Raw genomic sequence first — 17,312 nt, 5'->3', positions numbered from 1 at the left:
CTCGCGATGGCCCGGATCCGTTTCCGGGAGCAAGCGATGCGATCGGAAATTCCCGGTCGCGAAACGAAGGATGCAAAGCCTGATACTCGCGCAAAATCTCTGCACTCGCCGTAACAGGTCGGCGAAACGCAGGTCCGGCGAAAATTGCTGACGTCAGTTCACGGCCGCTGAGGTCCGCGCTCGGTCGAAAGCGAATTCCGCTGCCCGCAGCCGCGTTCTGTCTCCGAGTGGCAAGCGTTCAAACGGTCGCCGACAAAATTCTTGACGAGATTCGCCGCCTGAAACGCGGCGTATCCCACGAGAACGCAGAGCATCAAAGTTATCGCTGAAAGTACAGTCGTTTTTCTCATCGGTCGCCGGGTCTCCTCGGTGTGCTTCGTCGTATCTATCAAACGAATTAAGACGTTATGAACGGGTCGGAAACCGAACGGCAACAAATGGTCGATTCGAGTATGATTCGCCAACATAGTACTACTCATCTTTACCGGCGGTCAACAGTTTTGCGGGGTGATCATCCTAAGGCGAAGAAACCGCCGATTGCCGGCGAGTCAAGCCGTCCGTTTGGAGCCGCACGTTTTGCGCGCGGCTGTCGGCCGATTCGGCGCAATATCTTTGACTTTGATATCGATAGGACCTAACATCGTTCGAAAACGCTTTCCCGTTCAATTGCTTTTCTGCACGGCCGTCGACGGCGCCGGCCAACGGAGATCTTCGATATGAGAATCGCTAATACACTATTGCCGGCGGCGCTTTCGGTTATGACTTCGATCGGCTGCGGTCCTGCGGCCGTCGAGAGCAACCGATCCGACGATTCGAACCGCGCCGTTAACGTAAACGGGAACGCGAATCCGTTGAAAACAACTGTTGAGAAAAACGCCGACCCCGAGTTTTCGAAATCGCAAAAGGCAAAAGCATTGGAACCCCGGAACGCACCGGTCGGTATGAACCCGAAAGGACTCGAGGTCGCTCCGGAACTCGCCTCCAACGGAGTGATCAAGCCAAAGGCGAAACTCGCCGAGATGGTCGCCGGAGGTTATCGCCTGCCGATGGATTTTTCGGACCTCGCCGAAAAACTCCAAAACGGCGAACTTGCGGAACTTGCGGAAGCGACCAAAGATTATGTGTTCGCCGACATCGGCGCGAGCGAGGATCCGTTTACATCGTTCACCTTCGAAGGCGGATCCGTTGCGCTGGCTTCCGACTCTCCGAAGTACCGAACGCTCGAAAAGCTCGCCAGCGATTTTGGCGGAACCAAATACGACCTGACCAAATCGCAGGACCGGAAAGCCGTCAGGACCAGACTGCTCAGGCTCGTCAACCCGGAAACAAAGAAGACCGTCGAGGAAGTCGCGGCGGCATATCAGAAACAGTTCGCCAGACCGCTTTTGCTGGGAGCGGCGACCTATTCGATGGACTACCAGATCGATCTGAACAAGGTCAGCGCGACGTCGTTCAAGGTAATGGGGAAGGACTCCCTTCCGCCAAGGCTTTCCGGCTGTGTTTTCTTTATCGAACGCAAGCATCTGACGGCTGAGGAACAGAATTTCATCATCGGAAAACTTGCCGAACTTGAGCGGAACGAAAAGCTTGACGCGTTAGTCATTTACGGAGATCAGGTCGGGTTTTACAGTTTCGTTTATTCCGACGGGCGACCGCCGAAGGTCGATCCGGAATCCGAATAGAGGAGTTTTTGTTTTCCGGCCGTATTCGGGCGGTTCATTTCAAACTGCGACATCGCGCAATGGCAAAAAGAAAGATCACGAAGACGAGCGCTCCGGAGGCCGCGGAAAAGGACTCGGAACGTGAGCACGCCCGCGGTCCTGTTTTGACCGCAAACTACTATGTTTGGGCCGGTCTCACCGTCGTTTGCGTGGTGATTTACGCTCAAACCGTCGGTTTCGATTTCATCAATCTCGACGATGATGTCTATATTTACGAAAATCCGTTCGTCTCGGGCGGGTTCAGTCTTACAAATCTAAAATGGGCGCTGACGGCGTTTCACGTCGCCAACTGGCATCCGCTGACTTGGATCTCGCACCAGATCGATACGAGTCTTTTCGGTGTCGAGCCGGCCGGGCATCACGCCGTAAACGTCATTTTTCACATTGTCAATTCGATCCTGCTCTTCGTCGTCGTCAACAAACTGACCAAGGCTTTTTGGAAAAGCGCGGTCGTCGCCGCGATCTTCGCGGTCCATCCGGCGCACGTCGAATCGGTCGCGTGGATCGCCGAGCGCAAAGACGTTCTTTCAACCCTGTTCTGGCTTTTGACGACCTGGTTCTATCTGAAATACGCACGGTCGGCCTCGGATGAGAAACGGTCGGGTCTTCTGTGGGCCGCCGTTTTATGTTTCGCGCTCGGCCTGGCGTCAAAACCGATGCTCGTGACGCTGCCGTTCACGCTCATCCTTCTCGATTACTGGGCGCTTGAGCGGTTCGACAAATGGACGCCGGACAGTTTGTTGCCGCTCGTCAAAGAGAAGATACCTTTTTTCGCCCTCAGCCTGGTTTCATCGATCATTACCGTCTTTGCCCAGAAAGCGGGCGGCGCGATTCAATCGATCGAGACGTTTCCGCTGGGCGACCGTGTTTTGAACGGCGTCGTCTCTTACGCGAAGTATGTCGCGATGTTCTTTTATCCCGCGAATCTGGGCGTTTGGTATCCGTTCGAGAGTGATTTCGGCGCCGCGCAGATCGCGGCGTCGATCGTGCTGCTCGTCGGTGTTACGGTGCTTTGCCTGTGGCAGCTCAGGGAAAGAAAGTATCTGTTCGTCGGTTGGTTTTGGTTTCTTGGGACGCTCGTTCCGGTCATCGGCATCCTGCAGGTCGGGCGACAGGCGCTCGCCGACCGGTATACATACGTCTCGTACGTTGGTCTGTCGATCCTGGTTGTGTGGATGGCCGCGGAGATCTTCGAGCGACTTCGGTTAAACAGGACCGTTGTCGCCGTCATCTGCGGCATTTGTCTGCTTGCCGCGACGGCGCTGTCGTTCCGTCAGGCGGCGTTCTGGAAAACGAGCGAAACGCTTTACACGCGGACCCTTTCGGTTACCGGGAACAATTATCTCGTCAAGAACAACTTCTGCAATTATCTCGAGAAAAAGAATCGCTTTGACGAGGCTGCCGCGCAATGCTCTTCGGCGATCGGCGAGAAACCCGAACTGCCCGACGCCTACAACACCCTTGGGACGGTTCAGATCAAGCAGAACAAACTTGCGGAGGCGAAGCTGAATTTTCAAAAGGCGGTCGAACTGAACCCGAAGTTCGTGCTTGCCTACGCAAACCTGGCGGTTGTCGAAACGAATCAAAGCAATTTCGACGCCGCCGCGGCGAATCTCAAAACAGCGGTCGAGATTGACAACGGCCAGTTTTTCGACGCGAACCGACTACTCGATGCTTACACGAGCCTCGCGGTGGCTGCGATCAAGCAAAAGAGCTACACGCATTCGGCGGAGTTTTTCAGGAAAGCTGCCGAGCTCGCGCCGAACAATGCCGATTTGCAACGCAATCTGGCGCTGTCGCTTCATATGACGGGCCGGTCGGCGGAAGGAATCGGAATTCTTGAGGAATTGATCAGAAAGAATCCGAACGTGCCCGAAGCATACAACACGCTCGGCCTGATCTATGCCGAGCAGAACCGGAAACAGGAAGCGGCCGCGCAATTTCAGAAAGCGCTACAGATCAACCCGAATTTCACTCCCGCGCAGAACAATCTGCGGCGGGTGCTGGGACAAAATTAAAGTTCACTGCGATCGGGGCGCGCCGACCGCTCTGCGGCCGTGCCTCCATACTCCGTGCGCGGTTCCGGATTGTTTTCAACCTTTCTTGGGCTTGAGTTTTTTGAGGAACGCGATGTCTTGGTTATCGGCGCGTCGGGCGGTTCGCGAGCAGTTTGTCGTGCTGAGGCCGGCGGCGTTCGAGCCGTATGCGTAAATCAAATAGGTATTGCCGACTTCGAATGTGTATCCGCACATCGAAGACTGTTCCTCCGTCGAGATCAGCACTTCGGCCGCGGTCTTGCCTTTCCAGTTCTCGGTGACTTTGATCTTGACGAGCAACCGGCCCTCGCTATTCGGATCGCGACTGATGTCGAGCACTTCACCGGAAAAGATCGCTGCACTCGCGCCAAAGGCTTGCTTGACCTGCGTTTTGAGCGGCTTGGGGCTCAACTGGCAACTGCAGGCTAACGCGGCGCGCGGCGAGATAAAGACCAGTCCGGTCATCATTAATGCAAAAATCAAAATTGTCTTCATATTGCTTTCCAGTTTCGCACTTGTTTCGGATCGCGTCCAGAAATCCGATGATAACCGGTTCCTCAAAACTGTTCCTCCGCTTTGAGAAACGGATTCCGCGTGGGAAACGGGTCATCGGAGTGCAAAAGGTGAAGTTCCCAGGAAGTCGCGCGAAGATTTGCCTCGGAAACGGTTCTGCAATAACCTAGTCGGACTATGAAAAGAATACTGTCGCTGCTCGTACTGATTGCCGTCCTTTTGCCCGTTTCCGGAGTATCGCAAAAGACGATGTCCGAGGCCGAGATCGTCGCGAAAGCCAAGAAGATCCACGCGGCTATCATCACGCTCGACACACATAACGATATCGATACGCGCAACTTTACGGATACCAGGAATTACACGCAGGATCTGCCGACGCAGGTCAATTTGCCCAAAATGATCGCCGGCGGCCTCGACGTGTCGTGGATGATCGTTTATACCGGACAGGGCGAACTCAACGACGCAGCCTACAAAAAGGCCTACGAGAACGCGATCGACAAATTCGACGCCATCGACCGTCTGACGCAGAAGATCGCGCCTGGCAAGATCGAACTTGCGCGAACATCGAAGGACGTCCGCCGGATCGTCAAGTCCGGAAAGCTGGTGGCGATGATCGGGATCGAGAACGGCTATCCGATCGGCAACGATCTTTCGCTGATCCGCAAGTTCGCCGAACGCGGCGCGCGTTATATGTCACTCGCGCACAACGGCCACAGCCAGTTGGCGGATTCGAACACCGGAGAGCGCGACGGAAAGTGGCTTCATAACGGGCTCAGCGAGCTCGGCAAAAAGGCGATCGGCGAGATGAACAAATGGGGAATTATGATCGATCTTTCACATCCCTCGAAGCAGGCGAATCTGCAGTCGATCGCGCTGTCGAAAGCTCCGGTCATCGCTTCCCACTCCGGTGCCCGCGCGTTGTGCGACCACAGCCGGAATCTCGACGACGAACAGCTCGAAGCGATCCGCAAAAACGGCGGTGTCGTGCAGGCCGTCGCTTTTCGCAGTTACGTTCACAAAGAGAAAAGCGAACTGCGTTCGAAACTGACGAACGAGATTATGCGCGAACTTGCCGTCGCCGAAGGAATCAAAATGATGGAACGCGCCGATGTGATGAAACTGCCTGAAGCCGACCGCAGCGCGTATATGGAGAAGATGGCGGCCTTTCGCGTCAAGGCGCGGCCGATCATCAACGCGCGTCTGAAGGACAAAGCCCCCGATGTCAACATCAAGGATTTTGTGGACCATATCGATTACCTGGTCAAAAAGATCGGGATCGACCACGTCGGGATCAGCTCGGACTTCGACGGCGGCGGTGGTGTCGAGGGGTTCGACGATGCTTCCGAAGCGCTCAACGTGACGATCGAACTCGTCCGCCGCGGCTACACGAAAAAACAGATCGGACAACTCTGGAGCGGCAATCTGCTCCGCGTCCTGGACGATGTCCAGAAGGTTGCCAAACGGCTTCAACGTGGGAAAGGGTAGAGAAGGGCAAAAGGGAAAAGGTAAAAGGGCAAAAGGAAAAGGGAAAAAGGGCAAAAGGGAAAAGGAAAAGGGCAACAGGGAAAAGGGAAAAAGGAAAAAGGAAAAGGGCAAAAGGGACTGAGTCCTTAAGGTGAGCGTGAGCGGGCGGGCAAGCACAGGCGAAGAACAAGCTAACGGTCACCGCGTTTTTGCATTCAGCGCAATTAGGCTAGAATTGTTCGTACTCCAGATCGTTCGAAAACATCAATGAAAATAGTTCTTGCTGACGACGGTGGTTCGTCCGAAAAATCATATAGCCAAAGCGTGGTTCGCGTCGGCCGCGATCAGGTTGATTGCCAGATTGTGTACGACAGCGCACGGTTCCCGATGGTATCCCGCAAGCACGCCGAAATTCGTTGGGAAGGCGGCCAATGGTATCTGTGCGACCTGAATTCGTCGTACGGAACCTACGCCAACGGCCAGCGTGTGTCGCAACCGCACCCGGTCGCGATCGGCGACAAACTTCAATTCGGTACGCAAGGTCCGACGCTGCGGGTCGTTTGGTTCGAGGTCTCCGCCGGGCCGATGAGCGCAACGCCGAGTCAGATTCAGCCGACGCCGGTTCCCGTGCCCGTTCAGGCCGCAAGCCAGACGCCGCCGCCGGTAACGACAACCGGGCGGGCGCAATTGGACTTCGTAAAATCAACGGTTCATTCGGCTCCGTATCCGATAACGAAACCGCAGATCTGGCTCGGCCGCGATCCGTCGTGCGACATCGTCTTCGAACCCGACGCCGTGATGGTTTCGCGCAAACACGCGCAGATCATCGAAAACAACGGCATCTATCTGCTGAACGACAATAACAGTTTCAACGGCACACTCGTCAATGACGTCCGGATTTCGGCGCAAACCCCCATATATCACAACGACGAGATCACGCTTGGATTGGGCGGGCCGATCGTGCGTTTCAATTCGCCGACGCGCCAGGCTCCGAAAGGCGCGAGTCTTGCCGGACAACGCGCGGTCGCGTCCGCCCAGGCCGGCGATCTATCGAATTTCGTCGAATCCGTCGGATCGAAAACGATCGTCGCGAAGGTTGGCGATCTGTCGCAAAAGGTCTCGCTCGCCGAAGCGAGCCAGCCGACGCTTCTGATGACGCTCAACTTCGCGGCGAAACAGGAACTGTCGATCGGCCGTGCAGAAAATTGCGACATCCGGCTCGACGGGCTGCAGATCTCGAATCACCACGCAAGATTGTTGCAGACCGGCTCGGGAATCGTCATCGAGGACCTCAATTCGACGAACGGCGTTTACGTCAACGGCACACGGATCTCGCGGCAGGGCGTCTTTCCGAATGACAACGTCCAGATCGGTTCGTTTCTGATCCAGGTCGATCAGGCGAACAATATCGGTGTTTTCGACACACGTTCGAAAACGCGGATCGACTCGGTGAATATCACCAAAGACGTCAAGAATCGTTCGGGCGGCGGGATGATCCGGCTTCTTGACAATGTTTCGTTGTCGATCCTGCCGAATGAATTCGTCGGACTTCTCGGGCCGTCGGGCGCCGGAAAATCGACGTTTATGGACGCGCTCAACGGAATGCGGCCGGCTTCGGGCGGCAGTGTCCTGATCAACAATCTCGACCTTTACGAGCATCTCGATTCGCTCAAGCAGTCGATCGGTTACGTTCCGCAGGACGACATCATCCACCGTGAGCTGACGGTCTACCGAACGCTTTATTACGTTGCGAAACTGCGGCTTTCGGGCGACGTTTCGCGATCAGAGATCGACCAGATCATCGACGAGGTGATGGACGTGACCGGTCTCAGCGAGCGCCGCAATGTCCCGATCAACCAACTTTCGGGCGGCCAGCGCAAACGTGTTTCGATCGCCGTCGAACTGATCACGAAACCGTCGGTCATCTTTCTCGACGAGCCGACGTCGGGTCTCGATCCGGCCACCGAGGAAAAGATCATGAAGCTTTTCCGACAGATCGCCGAGTCTGGGCGGACCGTGATCCTGACGACGCACGCGATGGAGAACGTCAAATTGTTCGACAAGATCGTGCTCCTGATGCGCGGGAAACTGGCGTTTTACGGAAAGCCGGACGAAGCGCTCAAGCATCTCGGCGCGTCGAGTTTCAAGGAACTCTACGACAAGCTTGAGGAACCGATCGCACAGATCGTGGCGAGCGGCGGAAGTACGCAACAGGCCGACGAACAGGTCGCCGAAGAATGGAAGCAGAAGTTCTTGAAGACGCCGCAATTCCAGAAGAACGTTTTCGAGCCGCTCAAGCAGCTTGGAACGCTGCAGTCGCAGGGCGTTCAGAAAAAGCGGCGTTTGGGAGTCTTCGGCGGGATCCGGCAGTTCCTGACGCTTTCGCGCCGTTACTGGGAAGTCCTGTTCCGCGACAAGCTCAATCTTTTCATTCTTTTCGCGCAGGCGCCGATCATCGCCGTTTTGACGTATTTCGTGATGGGCGAAAACCAGCCTCGCGATTTTGCGTACTTCGTGATGTCGCTCGTCGCGGTCTGGTTCGGGACCTCGGTTTCGGCGCGCGAGATCATTCGCGAACGCGCCGTTTACAATCGCGAGCGAATGGTCAATCTGGGGCTTCTGCCGTATGTGGGGTCGAAGATCTTCGTCCTCGGGATCATCGTCGGGCTGCAGTGTATGATGCTGTTCGTGCCGTTGAAATTGCTCGATCTCGTCGATCTGATGCCGATGCCCGGAGAGCTTTTGGGAATCCCGCAGCTTTGGGTAATGCTGATCACGGCGAGCGTCGGGATCGCGCTCGGGCTTCTTATCTCGGCGCTTGTCAGCACGGGTGAAATGGCGACGTCGCTCGTCCCTTTGATTCTCATCCCGCAGATCCTCTTTTCGGGACTGGTCGGTGTGCCGAGCGGGATGAACAAGGTCGCCGGACTGATAATGCCGGCAACCTGGTCGTTTGACGCGATGAAGCGCTTTTCGACGCTCGACACGCTCGAGCCCGAAGGCGCGGACCCGAAAGGCAAGACCAACGGCAAGGGCTATTACGATTGGGTCGAGGCGCAGAACGACAAACTGATCGAGGATTCGCGCGAAAAGATCAAGGATTACAAGAAAAAGCAGGAAAAGAAGATCGACGATTACGAAGACAAGATGAAGGACAATCTGGCGGTCGGAAAGTCGCCGCCGGATATGCCGAAACTCGATAAGGAGCCGACGATCGACAACCCGACGAAGGTTGACAAGAATCTAAGCACCTACGTCAACTTCCTTCATCCCTGGATGGACGAAGTGTTGAATCAGGTCGTCCTGATGTTGATGTTCTTCTTTTTGTTTTTTGCGACGCTGATCGTCTTGCGAATGCAGGACATTGGATAGGGAAGCAGTTTTTATGAAGTCAGTAGTTTTATTGGTTCTCGTTTTGTTCGTCGTTTCGGCCTGTTCGACAAGTCCGGCTGCAAATTCCGCCGACCCTTTGAACGGGAATACCGGCGATGTTTCAAAATCGAAGTATCCGCCGGTCGGTTCGGCGATTTCAAAGGCGGAAAACCGTCACCTTGACGGCTCGGTGCTCAAGATCGAGGACAAGAAAGGGAAGACCGTCCTGCTGAATCTCTGGGCGACGTGGTGCGGCCCCTGCCGCGAGGAGATCCCGCATCTCGTCGAACTGCAGGAAAAGTATAAGGACAAAGGACTTGAGGTGATAGGACTCGACGTCAACCCCGAAAGCAAAGAAGAGATCGAAAAGTTTATGGCCGAAATGAAGATCAACTACACGATCGGCTGGGCCCACGAAGATCTCACGCTTGAAGTGATGCGCAAGAACCAGATGAGCGGCATTCCGCAAACGATCCTCATCAACCGCGAGGGTCAGCTCACCGGCGTTTTCCGCGGTGGAGGCGGCAACGTCATCGCCAAGATGAAGCAAACGGTCGCGAAGGTCGTCAACGAATAACTGCAGAAACGCGCACGAAGTAAGCGTGATTCAATAAATGCAGAAACGCGCACGAAGTAAGCGTGATTCAATAAATGCAGAAACGCGCACTAAGTAAGCGTGATTCAATAAATGCAGAAACGCGCACGAAGTAAGCGTGATTCAATAAATGCAGAAACGCGCACGAAGTAAGCGTGATTCAATAAATGCAGAAACGCGCACGAAGTAAGCGTGATCGTCAATGCAGAAACGCGCACGAAGTAAGCGTGATTCAATGCAGAAACGCGCACGAAGTAAGCGTGAAAAAAGAACCATCACGCTTACTTCGTGCGCGTTTCTGCAAATGCGTTCTGCAAATGCGTTCTGCATATGTCCAGATTCAAACGCAGACGGCCGGTTTTCCGTCCACGGGGAACGCCGTTTCGTAGGCGTGACCGAGATTCAGCAACAATCCTTCCGACCAATGGTTTCCGATCAATTGCAGGCCGATCGGCAGATTCTCGGACGACAATCCGCAGGGCACTGAAATGCCCGGTATGCCGGCAAGGTTCGCCGAAACGGTATAAATGTCGCTGAGGTACATCGCCAGCGGATCGTCCGACTTTTCGCCGATCTTGAACGCCACCGACGGGGAAGTCGGGGTGAGGATCGCGTCGCAACTCACGAACGCCTTCATATAGTCGCTCTTGACCATCGCGCGGACCTTTTGCGCCTTCGAATAATACGCGTCGTAATAGCCGCTCGAAAGAACATAAGTTCCAAGCATTATCCGGCGTTTGACCTCGGCGCCGAATCCCTGCTCGCGCGTCTTGCGGTACATTTCACGAAGTTCGTGTGAACCCTCGGCGCGAAATCCATACCGGACGCCGTCAAAACGCGCCAGATTCGAAGAGGCCTCGGCCGTCGCAATGATGTAATAGACCGCGATCCCGTATTTTGCGTGTGGCAGTTCGATGTCGACGATCTCCGCGCCGAGACTCCTGAAATTCTCGATCGAACGCTCGACGGCGTCGCGGACCTCCGGTTCGAGCCCTTCGCCGAACAATGCCCTTGGAACGCCGATCCGGCGACCGCGAATGTCGTCACCGAGCGTCGCCGTATAATCCGGAACCGGAACGTCGGCGCTCGTCGCGTCGTTCGGGTCGCGTCCGGCGATGACGCCGAGAACTCGTGCCGCATCCTCGCAGGTCCGGCCAAAAATTCCGATGTTGTCGAGCGACGACGCAAACGCGACCAATCCGAAACGCGGGATTCGCCCGTAGGTCGGCTTAAGCCCGACGATCCCGCAGAGCGAAGCCGGTTGGCGGACCGAACCGCCGGTCTCGGAACCCAAACTCGCGCGCACGACGCCCGAAGCGACCGCGACCGCGCTGCCGCCCGAACTTCCGCCGGGGACGCGCGTCGTGTCCCACGGATTGCGGGCGATCCCGAAAGCCGAAGACTCGTTCGAAGACCCCATCGCGAACTCGTCCATATTCGTCTTGCCGACGATCACCGCGCCGGCATCCTTGAGCCGTTTGACCGCCGTCGCGTCATAATGCGCCTTGTAGTTGTGAAGGATCCGCGAGCCGCAGGTCGTCTGCATATCCTTGGTGCAGATATTGTCCTTGATCGCGATCGCAAAACCGTGAAGCGGACCTTCTTCCGACAAACTCTCGAGCTCGTCGGCGCGTTTGAGCGCGCTTTCGCGTTCGACCGAAAGAAAGGCGTTTAGCTCGCCGTTGAGTTTTTCGGCATCGCCCAGAACCTTCGAAATGTTTTCCCGAATTGACATAAATTAGTTCAAAATCCTATTTATCAACCACTTATCGCCTCGCTTCACGACCTCGGCGTAGATCTTTCGTTCTTCGCTCCGAGAGTCGTCCCGCCAGAAAAGTATGATTTCGACCTTCGTGCTGACCGAATCACTCAACTCGCAACCGCCGACGCGGAAGGCCTTCGGAATGTCGGTGGTGCCGGTCGTGAAAACGTCGGTCTCCGGCGACGCGCCCCGAACCGATTCGATCAGTTCGGCCGTCAAAAACTTTTCTTTCGGCTTCAGACTCTCCGCCGTGATCTTCATCTCGTTGCCGAAATGGACCGAATAGAACTCCTTTACGGTTCCGCGCGAAGCCGAACACTCGGGCGATTCGAGAGTCGGCACGCTGCAGGCGGAAACGAACATCGCCGAAAGGGAAATGGCAATCCATAAAGGGCGAAATACCGTTAGAAGCTCTATTTTCATTCCGGAGTCCAAATCACAGGCCAATGTTTCACGCGTTTCGATTTCCGATTCGAATTTCAGATTCGACCGCCGACAAATCGCCGGACCCTGCTAAAGAACTTTCGGAACCTGAAAATGGCCGTCAACAGCCGACGGCGCTTCTTTCAGCGCATTCGTCTGGCCAAGCGAGTCGTGGGGTTTGTCGACTCGCTCCGCGAAAGTTGCCTCGCCCTCTTTCGTCAGTCCACCGAGCATCGGCTCGACAGCGTCGGTATCGAGCTCGTTGAGCTGTTCAACGTAGGCGACGATGCTGTTCATTTGCGGAGTGTACAGCGCAACCTCTTCATCGGTGATCTCGAGGTGCGCGAGCGTAGCGATCTTTCTAACGTCCATAATTCTCTTTGTCGGCGGCCCGCATCCGTTTCTTCCGGGCGAGACAACTGCCGGCGGCCAGCAAAAACTGCTGCCGCAAATTCTCATCCTTGATCGAGTCCGCCGACCGGCGCATGTTGGCGTCGACCTCGTTCAGCGCGATCTCTGCCAGTTCGGCGCCGGAAAGTCCGCCGATCGCAGACTTTGCGCGTTCGATCTCAAACCTCTTCTCGTCGATCCTGAACTCGATGAACGTCACGACCGCCTGACCGAGCACGGAGTTGATACGGAAGATCATTTGGCCGGCGAGCTGCTCGAGGTGCTTTTTCCAATTTTCGTCCGCGACGGCAATGATCAGATGTTTTTGGATCAAGCCGGCCGGAATCGCGTGCCGCAGGAGGCTTTCGCCGGCGATCTTGCGCCACGCGGCGAGCGCAACGGCCTCGCGGACCGCGTCGTTGTCGTCAAATTGCCTGAGTAGCGCCGGAAGCGCACGAAATAGTTCGTTCACGACCCCTCGGAGTTTCTTAACATTTTCAAATTAACAAACTACAATCATAGTCGAATTTATGAAACTTCCAAAACTCATACTGGCGTCGGGGAGTCCGCGTCGCGCCGAGATACTGCAGAGCGTCGGCTGGCTTTTTGAAAAGGAGTCGGCCGACATTGACGAATCGGAAAGGCCGGGAGAATCGCCCAACGAATACGTTATGCGTCTGGCGCTCGAGAAGGCGGGTGCGGTCGCATCGAAGTACGCCGACCGACTCGTTCTAGGCGCCGACACGACGGTTGTGATCGACGATCAGATCGTCGGAAAACCGATCGATCTCGACGATGCGCGGCGGATGATACGGATGCTCGCGGGCAACTGGCACGCCGTTCTTACAGGGGTCGCACTCGTCTCCGGCGAGCGCTCGGCGGTCGGACTTCAGCGTACGGAGGTGAAGTTCGCGGCGATGTCGGAACGTGAAGTGGAGTTTCTCGTCGAGTTTGGCGAACCGCTCGACAAGGCGGGCGCTTACGCCGTTCAGGCCCAGGCGGCGCTGTTCATCGAGGAGATCCGCGGCGATTACTGGAACGTTGTCGGACTGCCCGTGAATTTGGTTTATGGATTGGCGGCAGAGGTTTTGGGGTAAGCGCGGATTAACCCATATTACGCAATGACCAATAGTCGCCCGCCGGATTCGTGAAGAAAGGGCGACCACTTCAGTTCGTGCCGCACGAAGTGACTTTCGTGATTCAGACCCGAGTGAAGCACACGTACGGACGACAGCACCACGTGAAGCGGAGCGGAACCCAGGTGTCACCGGCCACCAATTCAAGCGAGCGTGTGAAACACGCAGACCTATTGCATCCGCTAGAGTTACGCGTGTTACACACGCTTTGGAAGTCGGTGCGACGGACCACCACGTTCCGCTCCGCTTCACGTGGTGCTATCGCAAGTTCGCGTGCTCCGCACGCTTGAAGAAGTTGATTCAGTTCTCAAACGGCTTTTCCGACAGACTCCCGGATATTCCAGATTCCAGATTCCTGATTCCAGATTCCAGGTTCTTGGAACTTGGAATCTGGAATTTGTGGATTCACAAATCGAAAATATCTGAAACATCTCAAAACGAGGCATCTGGGGATCGATCTGAATTCGAGAGAAACCGTTCCCGGATTTGCCGGAGTGCGCGCGAGTCGAGCATCCGCGCACTACAACGCCGGCACTTCACGCAAAGTCCGCCAAGATCGCAAAGAGCGGGATCTTTGAATCTGCCACTGTTGCGTAGTTCGGGTTAGAACTCGATTCTTGAATCAAGAACGTTCTGATTGGAATAGTTTCGGAATTGGAGATTCACTGCGATACCGGACGAATCGGAGATGATTCCTTTCAATATCGCCCGGGATCGCTTTCGAAAGCGATCACAGCAGTTTGTCGATCGCCTTCGAAAGCGGAATTGAAAGATCGCTTTCGGGATCGATGCCGCCAAAAGCTTCGCCGGACATTTTTCCGGTCTTGTCGAGGATTACGAACGAAGGAAGCTGGTCGATCGAGAATTTCTTCAAGGTCAGCAGCCCGTCGGAATCGCGCAGGATATCGGCCGTCAATTTGCATTTCAGCGCGAACGCCTTTAACTGTTCGTCGCTCGCATAATTCTTCGAGCGCGTGTTGAGGGAATCGGTCGCGACAAAATAGATGACAACTTCTTTGGCCGCGTACTTTTTCTGCAGCTTGCCGGTGATCAACACCTGATCCTTCGAAAGCGGCAGCCAACTGGCGCCGATCGCGAGAACGACCACTTTGCCGTTTTGTCCCTGCAAATCCACCTTCTCGCCATTCAGGGACGTCAGCGTCTGCGCCGAAACGGCGAATGCCGAGACAACCGACAATGCGAAAACTGACAGGATCATTCTTGTGCTTTTCATAATCTTTACGGGTTTCAAATGTGAAGCCCGCAATGTTTGATGCAAGTTTGAGTCCAAATTACTGCAAGGAGTCGATGACGACGTTATCGATCAGCCGAACATCGCCAAATCGGGCCGCAACTGCAATCAAAACGGGTCTTTCGGCGATCCGATCGATCGGTTCCAGGGTTTCGCTATCGACCAAGGCGACGTAATCGATCTGCGCCAAGGGCTCGTTCCCGATCGTTCGGCGCACGATTTCGTGAAGATTCGCGGCATTTCGTTCGCCGTTTCGGGCGGCGCCCTTTGCTTCGCGAAGGGCCCGATAGATCACCGAAGCCTTTTCGCGCTGTTCGGCGGTCAGGCGTTCGTTGCGCGACGACATCGCGAGTCCGGATTCTTCGCGAACCGTTGGCAGAACGACGATCTCGGTATCGAATCCGAGATCTTTCGCGAGCCGCGCAATGACCGCGACCTGCTGCGCGTCCTTCTGGCCGAAAAACGCAAAGTCGGGACGGATAGTATTGAGCAGTATCGTGACGATCGTCGCAACGCCACGAAAATGTCCGGGCCGTGACGATCCTTCGAGGGTTTCCGTCAGGCCCTCGACATAAACGTAAGTCGCGAAATTCGGCGGATAGATCTCTTCCGTGTCGGGAGCAAAAATGTAATCGATCTGATATTCGGCAAGCATCGCCGCGTCGGTAGTGATATCGCGCGGATACTTTTCAAAGTCCGTCGGTTCGTTGAACTGCGTTGGATTCACGAAGATCGAAACGATGACGATGTCGGACATTTGCCGCGCCTCGCGAACGAGCGTCAAATGACCTTCGTGAAGAGCGCCCATCGTCGCGACGAACCCGACGGTCTTGCCTTCGCGCCGAAGTTTGCGCGCGAGCGAGGCCATTCGTTGTCTGCGGTTGATAATCTCCATTAAACTACTGACTGAGGCACAGTCAATTATTCTTTCCTGGTGCGGCATCAACACAAGTCAATGCCATTCACCACTGAACCCGGCTCGTTGGGATCACAAACCCTCTGACAATTGCATTATCCCCTAAGTCGGTCCAAAAATCACATATTTTCAAGCTCTTTCTTTGTCTCGTCCGTCAAGCCGTAAGATTCCTTGTCGTTCGGATAAAGGCCGTTTTTGACGTCGTTCGTCCAACTCTGTATGGCGTCGGTCATCACCTGCCGTACGTTTGCGTACTGGCGGACGAAGCGTGGCTGGCGGCCGAACGTCATCCCGACGAGGTCGTGAAGGACCAGAACCTGAATGTCGCATTCGAGTCCGGCGCCGATGCCGATCGTCGAGATCGTTAGTTCTTTGGTGATGATCTCCGCGACTTCGCGCGGGACGAGCTCGAGAACGATCGCGAAAGCGCCGGCGTCTTCGAGCATTTTGGCATCGTCGATCAAGCGTTTCGCGTGTTCGGCGGTGCGTCCCTGAACGCGGTAGCCGCCGAGTTTGTAAACTGACTGCGGCGTCAGTCCGATGTGCGCGCAAACCGGGATTTCCTCATCGACAAGGCGTTTGACGAGATCGACTCGGTTGCGTCCGCCTTCGAGCTTGACCGCTTCGGCGCCGCCGTTCTTCATCAAACGCAGCGCGTTGCGGACGGTTTCGTCAGGATTGACGTGATAGGTTCCGTACGGCATATCGGCGATGACCATCGCGCGTTCGGTCGCGCGCTTGACGGCGATGCAGGCGGTCGTGATCTCGTCGAGACTGACCGGGATCGTGTTTCCGTATCCGTGCACGACGTTCCCGATGCTGTCGCCGACAAGGATCATATCGACGCCCGCCTCATCGACGATGCGCGCCGTCGGATAGTCGTAGGCGGTCAAACAAACGAGCTTTTCGCCCTTTTCCTTCGCCGCGCGAATGGCCGGCAGATAAACTTTTTCGGGTCGGTCGGGTTGTAGATAAGCCATTTCGATTTGGGAATTGGGATTTGGGATTGCGGATTTGAATCGATTCGGGAAGAAGTTGCCGACGCTTGCAACGGCAAATCCCAAATCAAAAATCCCCAATCCGAAATCGCTAAGTCATTGTCTTTAAGGTCTTCAAGGATAATTTCATTTCGCCGTGTTCAAAAACGACGTTCGTGTTCGGGCTCCAACGGTGAACGGAGGAATTGTCTTCGACCGTCGCAAGCAATTCCGCGGCGGTTTTCTGCAATCCGGGATGAACGGCGTGCGGCGCGATCTCGGCAAGCGGGACGAGGACGAACCGCCGTTCGTGCATCTGCGGATGCGGGATCTTCACCAGTTCCGAGTCAACCTCGATCCCGTCAAACAAGAGAAGATCGAGATCGACCGATCGCGGTTTCTGGAGAAACTTGTCCTTGCGTCCTAGAAGATATTCGATTCTCAGCATTCGCGTCATCATTTGCGACGGCGTGATGCCGGAAAGGTGGACTTCGGCCGCCATATTAAGGTAGTTGGAGTGATCGGTGACGCCAACGGGTTCTGTTTCATAAATCCCCGAAAGCTTGTGCACGCACAAACCGGCCTCCATCAGCCCCCGAACGGCGAGAAGCAGATTGCCCGCACGGTCGCCGAGATTCGAACCGAGGCCGACGTAAGCGATGATTGCTTCAGAGTCCACGTGTTTGTCCTAAACCGCTGAGATCTCCCGATTTACATCTCTGTATTTGATAAGAAAGACACAGAAACATTACTCA

19 protein-coding genes are annotated in these 17,312 nt (G+C 55.4%); 9 read left to right on the top strand and 10 right to left on the bottom strand.

Going from position 1 to position 17,312, the window contains the following annotated elements:
* The first annotated feature begins 6 nt into the window (after positions 1-6).
* Positions 7-114, top strand: coding sequence for a hypothetical protein (locus tag IPN69_01530; GenBank protein ID MBK8809401.1), 108 nt, complete (start codon positions 7-9; stop codon positions 112-114).
* Between the two features lie 44 nt (positions 115-158).
* Here IPN69_01530 and IPN69_01525 read toward each other — a convergent pair whose 3' ends face one another.
* Complete coding sequence (locus IPN69_01525) at positions 159-350, bottom strand: hypothetical protein (GenBank protein MBK8809400.1); 192 nt, start codon at positions 348-350, stop codon at positions 159-161.
* Between the two features lie 366 nt (positions 351-716).
* Between IPN69_01525 and IPN69_01520 the strand changes: the two genes are divergently transcribed.
* Positions 717-1,682 (top strand): hypothetical protein, encoded by a 966-nt coding sequence (locus tag IPN69_01520; GenBank protein ID MBK8809399.1) that lies wholly within the window; start codon positions 717-719, stop codon positions 1,680-1,682.
* A 59-nt stretch (positions 1,683-1,741) separates the two neighbouring features.
* A complete protein-coding gene (locus IPN69_01515) occupies positions 1,742-3,739 on the top strand; it encodes a tetratricopeptide repeat protein (GenBank protein MBK8809398.1) in 1,998 nt (665 codons plus the stop codon).
* 75 nt (positions 3,740-3,814) lie between these two features.
* Here IPN69_01515 and IPN69_01510 read toward each other — a convergent pair whose 3' ends face one another.
* Positions 3,815-4,252 (bottom strand): hypothetical protein, encoded by a 438-nt coding sequence (locus IPN69_01510; protein MBK8809397.1) that lies wholly within the window; start codon positions 4,250-4,252, stop codon positions 3,815-3,817.
* A 195-nt stretch (positions 4,253-4,447) separates the two neighbouring features.
* Between IPN69_01510 and IPN69_01505 the strand changes: the two genes are divergently transcribed.
* The 4 genes from IPN69_01505 to IPN69_01490 all read left to right on the top strand — a co-directional run bounded on the left by IPN69_01505 (position 4,448) and on the right by IPN69_01490 (position 9,683).
* Positions 4,448-5,755: a dipeptidase gene (locus IPN69_01505; GenBank protein MBK8809396.1), complete on the top strand. Its 1,308-nt coding sequence runs from the start codon at positions 4,448-4,450 to the stop codon at positions 5,753-5,755.
* Positions 5,724-5,876 carry a hypothetical protein gene (locus IPN69_01500; GenBank protein ID MBK8809395.1) on the top strand — a complete coding sequence of 51 codons (153 nt, stop codon included), beginning with the start codon at positions 5,724-5,726 and terminating at the stop codon, positions 5,874-5,876. Before IPN69_01505 ends, IPN69_01500 begins: the two co-directional genes overlap by 32 nt.
* A gap of 125 nt (positions 5,877-6,001) precedes the next feature.
* Positions 6,002-9,106, top strand: coding sequence for an FHA domain-containing protein (locus tag IPN69_01495; GenBank protein ID MBK8809394.1), 3,105 nt, complete (start codon positions 6,002-6,004; stop codon positions 9,104-9,106).
* A gap of 13 nt (positions 9,107-9,119) precedes the next feature.
* Positions 9,120-9,683, top strand: coding sequence for a TlpA family protein disulfide reductase (locus IPN69_01490; GenBank protein ID MBK8809393.1), 564 nt, complete (start codon positions 9,120-9,122; stop codon positions 9,681-9,683).
* Positions 9,684-10,041: 358 nt separating this feature from the next.
* Here the strand turns inward: IPN69_01490 and gatA are convergent, their stop codons facing one another.
* The 4 genes from gatA to IPN69_01470 all read right to left on the bottom strand — a co-directional run bounded on the left by gatA (position 10,042) and on the right by IPN69_01470 (position 12,748).
* Positions 10,042-11,436, bottom strand: coding sequence for an Asp-tRNA(Asn)/Glu-tRNA(Gln) amidotransferase subunit GatA (gene gatA, locus IPN69_01485; protein ID MBK8809392.1), 1,395 nt, complete (start codon positions 11,434-11,436; stop codon positions 10,042-10,044).
* Between the two features lie 3 nt (positions 11,437-11,439).
* Positions 11,440-11,886 (bottom strand): hypothetical protein, encoded by a 447-nt coding sequence (locus IPN69_01480; protein MBK8809391.1) that lies wholly within the window; start codon positions 11,884-11,886, stop codon positions 11,440-11,442.
* A 90-nt stretch (positions 11,887-11,976) separates the two neighbouring features.
* A complete protein-coding gene (gene gatC / locus IPN69_01475; GenBank protein MBK8809390.1) occupies positions 11,977-12,261 on the bottom strand; it encodes an Asp-tRNA(Asn)/Glu-tRNA(Gln) amidotransferase subunit GatC in 285 nt (94 codons plus the stop codon).
* Positions 12,248-12,748: a DUF721 domain-containing protein gene (locus IPN69_01470; protein ID MBK8809389.1), complete on the bottom strand. Its 501-nt coding sequence runs from the start codon at positions 12,746-12,748 to the stop codon at positions 12,248-12,250. The genes gatC and IPN69_01470 overlap by 14 nt, the downstream gene beginning before the upstream one ends.
* Positions 12,749-12,806: 58 nt before the next feature.
* Between IPN69_01470 and maf the strand changes: the two genes are divergently transcribed.
* Positions 12,807-13,373: a septum formation protein Maf gene (gene maf, locus IPN69_01465; protein MBK8809388.1), complete on the top strand. Its 567-nt coding sequence runs from the start codon at positions 12,807-12,809 to the stop codon at positions 13,371-13,373.
* 294 nt (positions 13,374-13,667) lie between these two features.
* The gene (locus tag IPN69_01460; protein ID MBK8809387.1) at positions 13,668-13,838 is read left to right on the top strand and encodes a hypothetical protein; all 171 of its coding nucleotides are present in this window, start codon (positions 13,668-13,670) and stop codon (positions 13,836-13,838) included.
* A gap of 304 nt (positions 13,839-14,142) precedes the next feature.
* On the opposite strand, the gene IPN69_01455 is transcribed toward IPN69_01460, so the two are convergent.
* The 4 genes from IPN69_01455 to folK form a co-directional block, all read right to left on the bottom strand.
* Positions 14,143-14,646, bottom strand: a complete 504-nt coding sequence (locus tag IPN69_01455) for a TlpA family protein disulfide reductase (GenBank protein ID MBK8809386.1) — start codon at positions 14,644-14,646, stop codon at positions 14,143-14,145.
* Between the two features lie 58 nt (positions 14,647-14,704).
* Positions 14,705-15,559 carry a pantoate--beta-alanine ligase gene (locus IPN69_01450; protein MBK8809385.1) on the bottom strand — a complete coding sequence of 285 codons (855 nt, stop codon included), beginning with the start codon at positions 15,557-15,559 and terminating at the stop codon, positions 14,705-14,707.
* 140 nt (positions 15,560-15,699) lie between these two features.
* Positions 15,700-16,560 (bottom strand): 3-methyl-2-oxobutanoate hydroxymethyltransferase, encoded by an 861-nt coding sequence (gene panB / locus IPN69_01445; GenBank protein MBK8809384.1) that lies wholly within the window; start codon positions 16,558-16,560, stop codon positions 15,700-15,702.
* 109 nt (positions 16,561-16,669) lie between these two features.
* On the bottom strand, positions 16,670-17,236 hold the full coding sequence (gene folK, locus IPN69_01440; protein MBK8809383.1) for a 2-amino-4-hydroxy-6-hydroxymethyldihydropteridine diphosphokinase: 567 nt from the start codon (positions 17,234-17,236) through the stop codon (positions 16,670-16,672).
* Positions 17,237-17,312 lie beyond the last annotated feature (76 nt).

The sequence above is a fragment of the Acidobacteriota bacterium genome (assembly GCA_016715115.1).
Classification (GTDB): domain Bacteria; phylum Acidobacteriota; class Blastocatellia; order Pyrinomonadales; family Pyrinomonadaceae; genus JAFDVJ01.
This window is presented reverse-complemented; position numbering and strand designations above follow the sequence as displayed.

Bases quoted from the DNA above. Each gene is read 5' to 3' on its own strand.
- IPN69_01530 (MBK8809401.1), top strand. From the start codon at position 7: ATGGCCCGGATCCGTTTCCGGGAGCAAGCGATGCGATCGGAAATTCCC.
- IPN69_01525 (MBK8809400.1), bottom strand. From the start codon at position 350: ATGAGAAAAACGACTGTACTTTCAGCGATAACTTTGATGCTCTGCGTT.
- IPN69_01520 (MBK8809399.1), top strand. From the start codon at position 717: ATGAGAATCGCTAATACACTATTGCCGGCGGCGCTTTCGGTTATGACT.
- IPN69_01515 (MBK8809398.1), top strand. From the start codon at position 1,742: ATGGCAAAAAGAAAGATCACGAAGACGAGCGCTCCGGAGGCCGCGGAA.
- IPN69_01510 (MBK8809397.1), bottom strand. From the start codon at position 4,252: ATGAAGACAATTTTGATTTTTGCATTAATGATGACCGGACTGGTCTTT.
- IPN69_01505 (MBK8809396.1), top strand. From the start codon at position 4,448: ATGAAAAGAATACTGTCGCTGCTCGTACTGATTGCCGTCCTTTTGCCC.
- IPN69_01495 (MBK8809394.1), top strand. From the start codon at position 6,002: ATGAAAATAGTTCTTGCTGACGACGGTGGTTCGTCCGAAAAATCATAT.
- IPN69_01490 (MBK8809393.1), top strand. From the start codon at position 9,120: ATGAAGTCAGTAGTTTTATTGGTTCTCGTTTTGTTCGTCGTTTCGGCC.
- gatA (MBK8809392.1), bottom strand. From the start codon at position 11,436: ATGTCAATTCGGGAAAACATTTCGAAGGTTCTGGGCGATGCCGAAAAA.
- IPN69_01480 (MBK8809391.1), bottom strand. From the start codon at position 11,886: ATGAAAATAGAGCTTCTAACGGTATTTCGCCCTTTATGGATTGCCATT.
- maf (MBK8809388.1), top strand. From the start codon at position 12,807: ATGAAACTTCCAAAACTCATACTGGCGTCGGGGAGTCCGCGTCGCGCC.
- IPN69_01455 (MBK8809386.1), bottom strand. From the start codon at position 14,646: ATGAAAAGCACAAGAATGATCCTGTCAGTTTTCGCATTGTCGGTTGTC.
- IPN69_01450 (MBK8809385.1), bottom strand. From the start codon at position 15,559: ATGGAGATTATCAACCGCAGACAACGAATGGCCTCGCTCGCGCGCAAA.
- panB (MBK8809384.1), bottom strand. From the start codon at position 16,560: ATGGCTTATCTACAACCCGACCGACCCGAAAAAGTTTATCTGCCGGCC.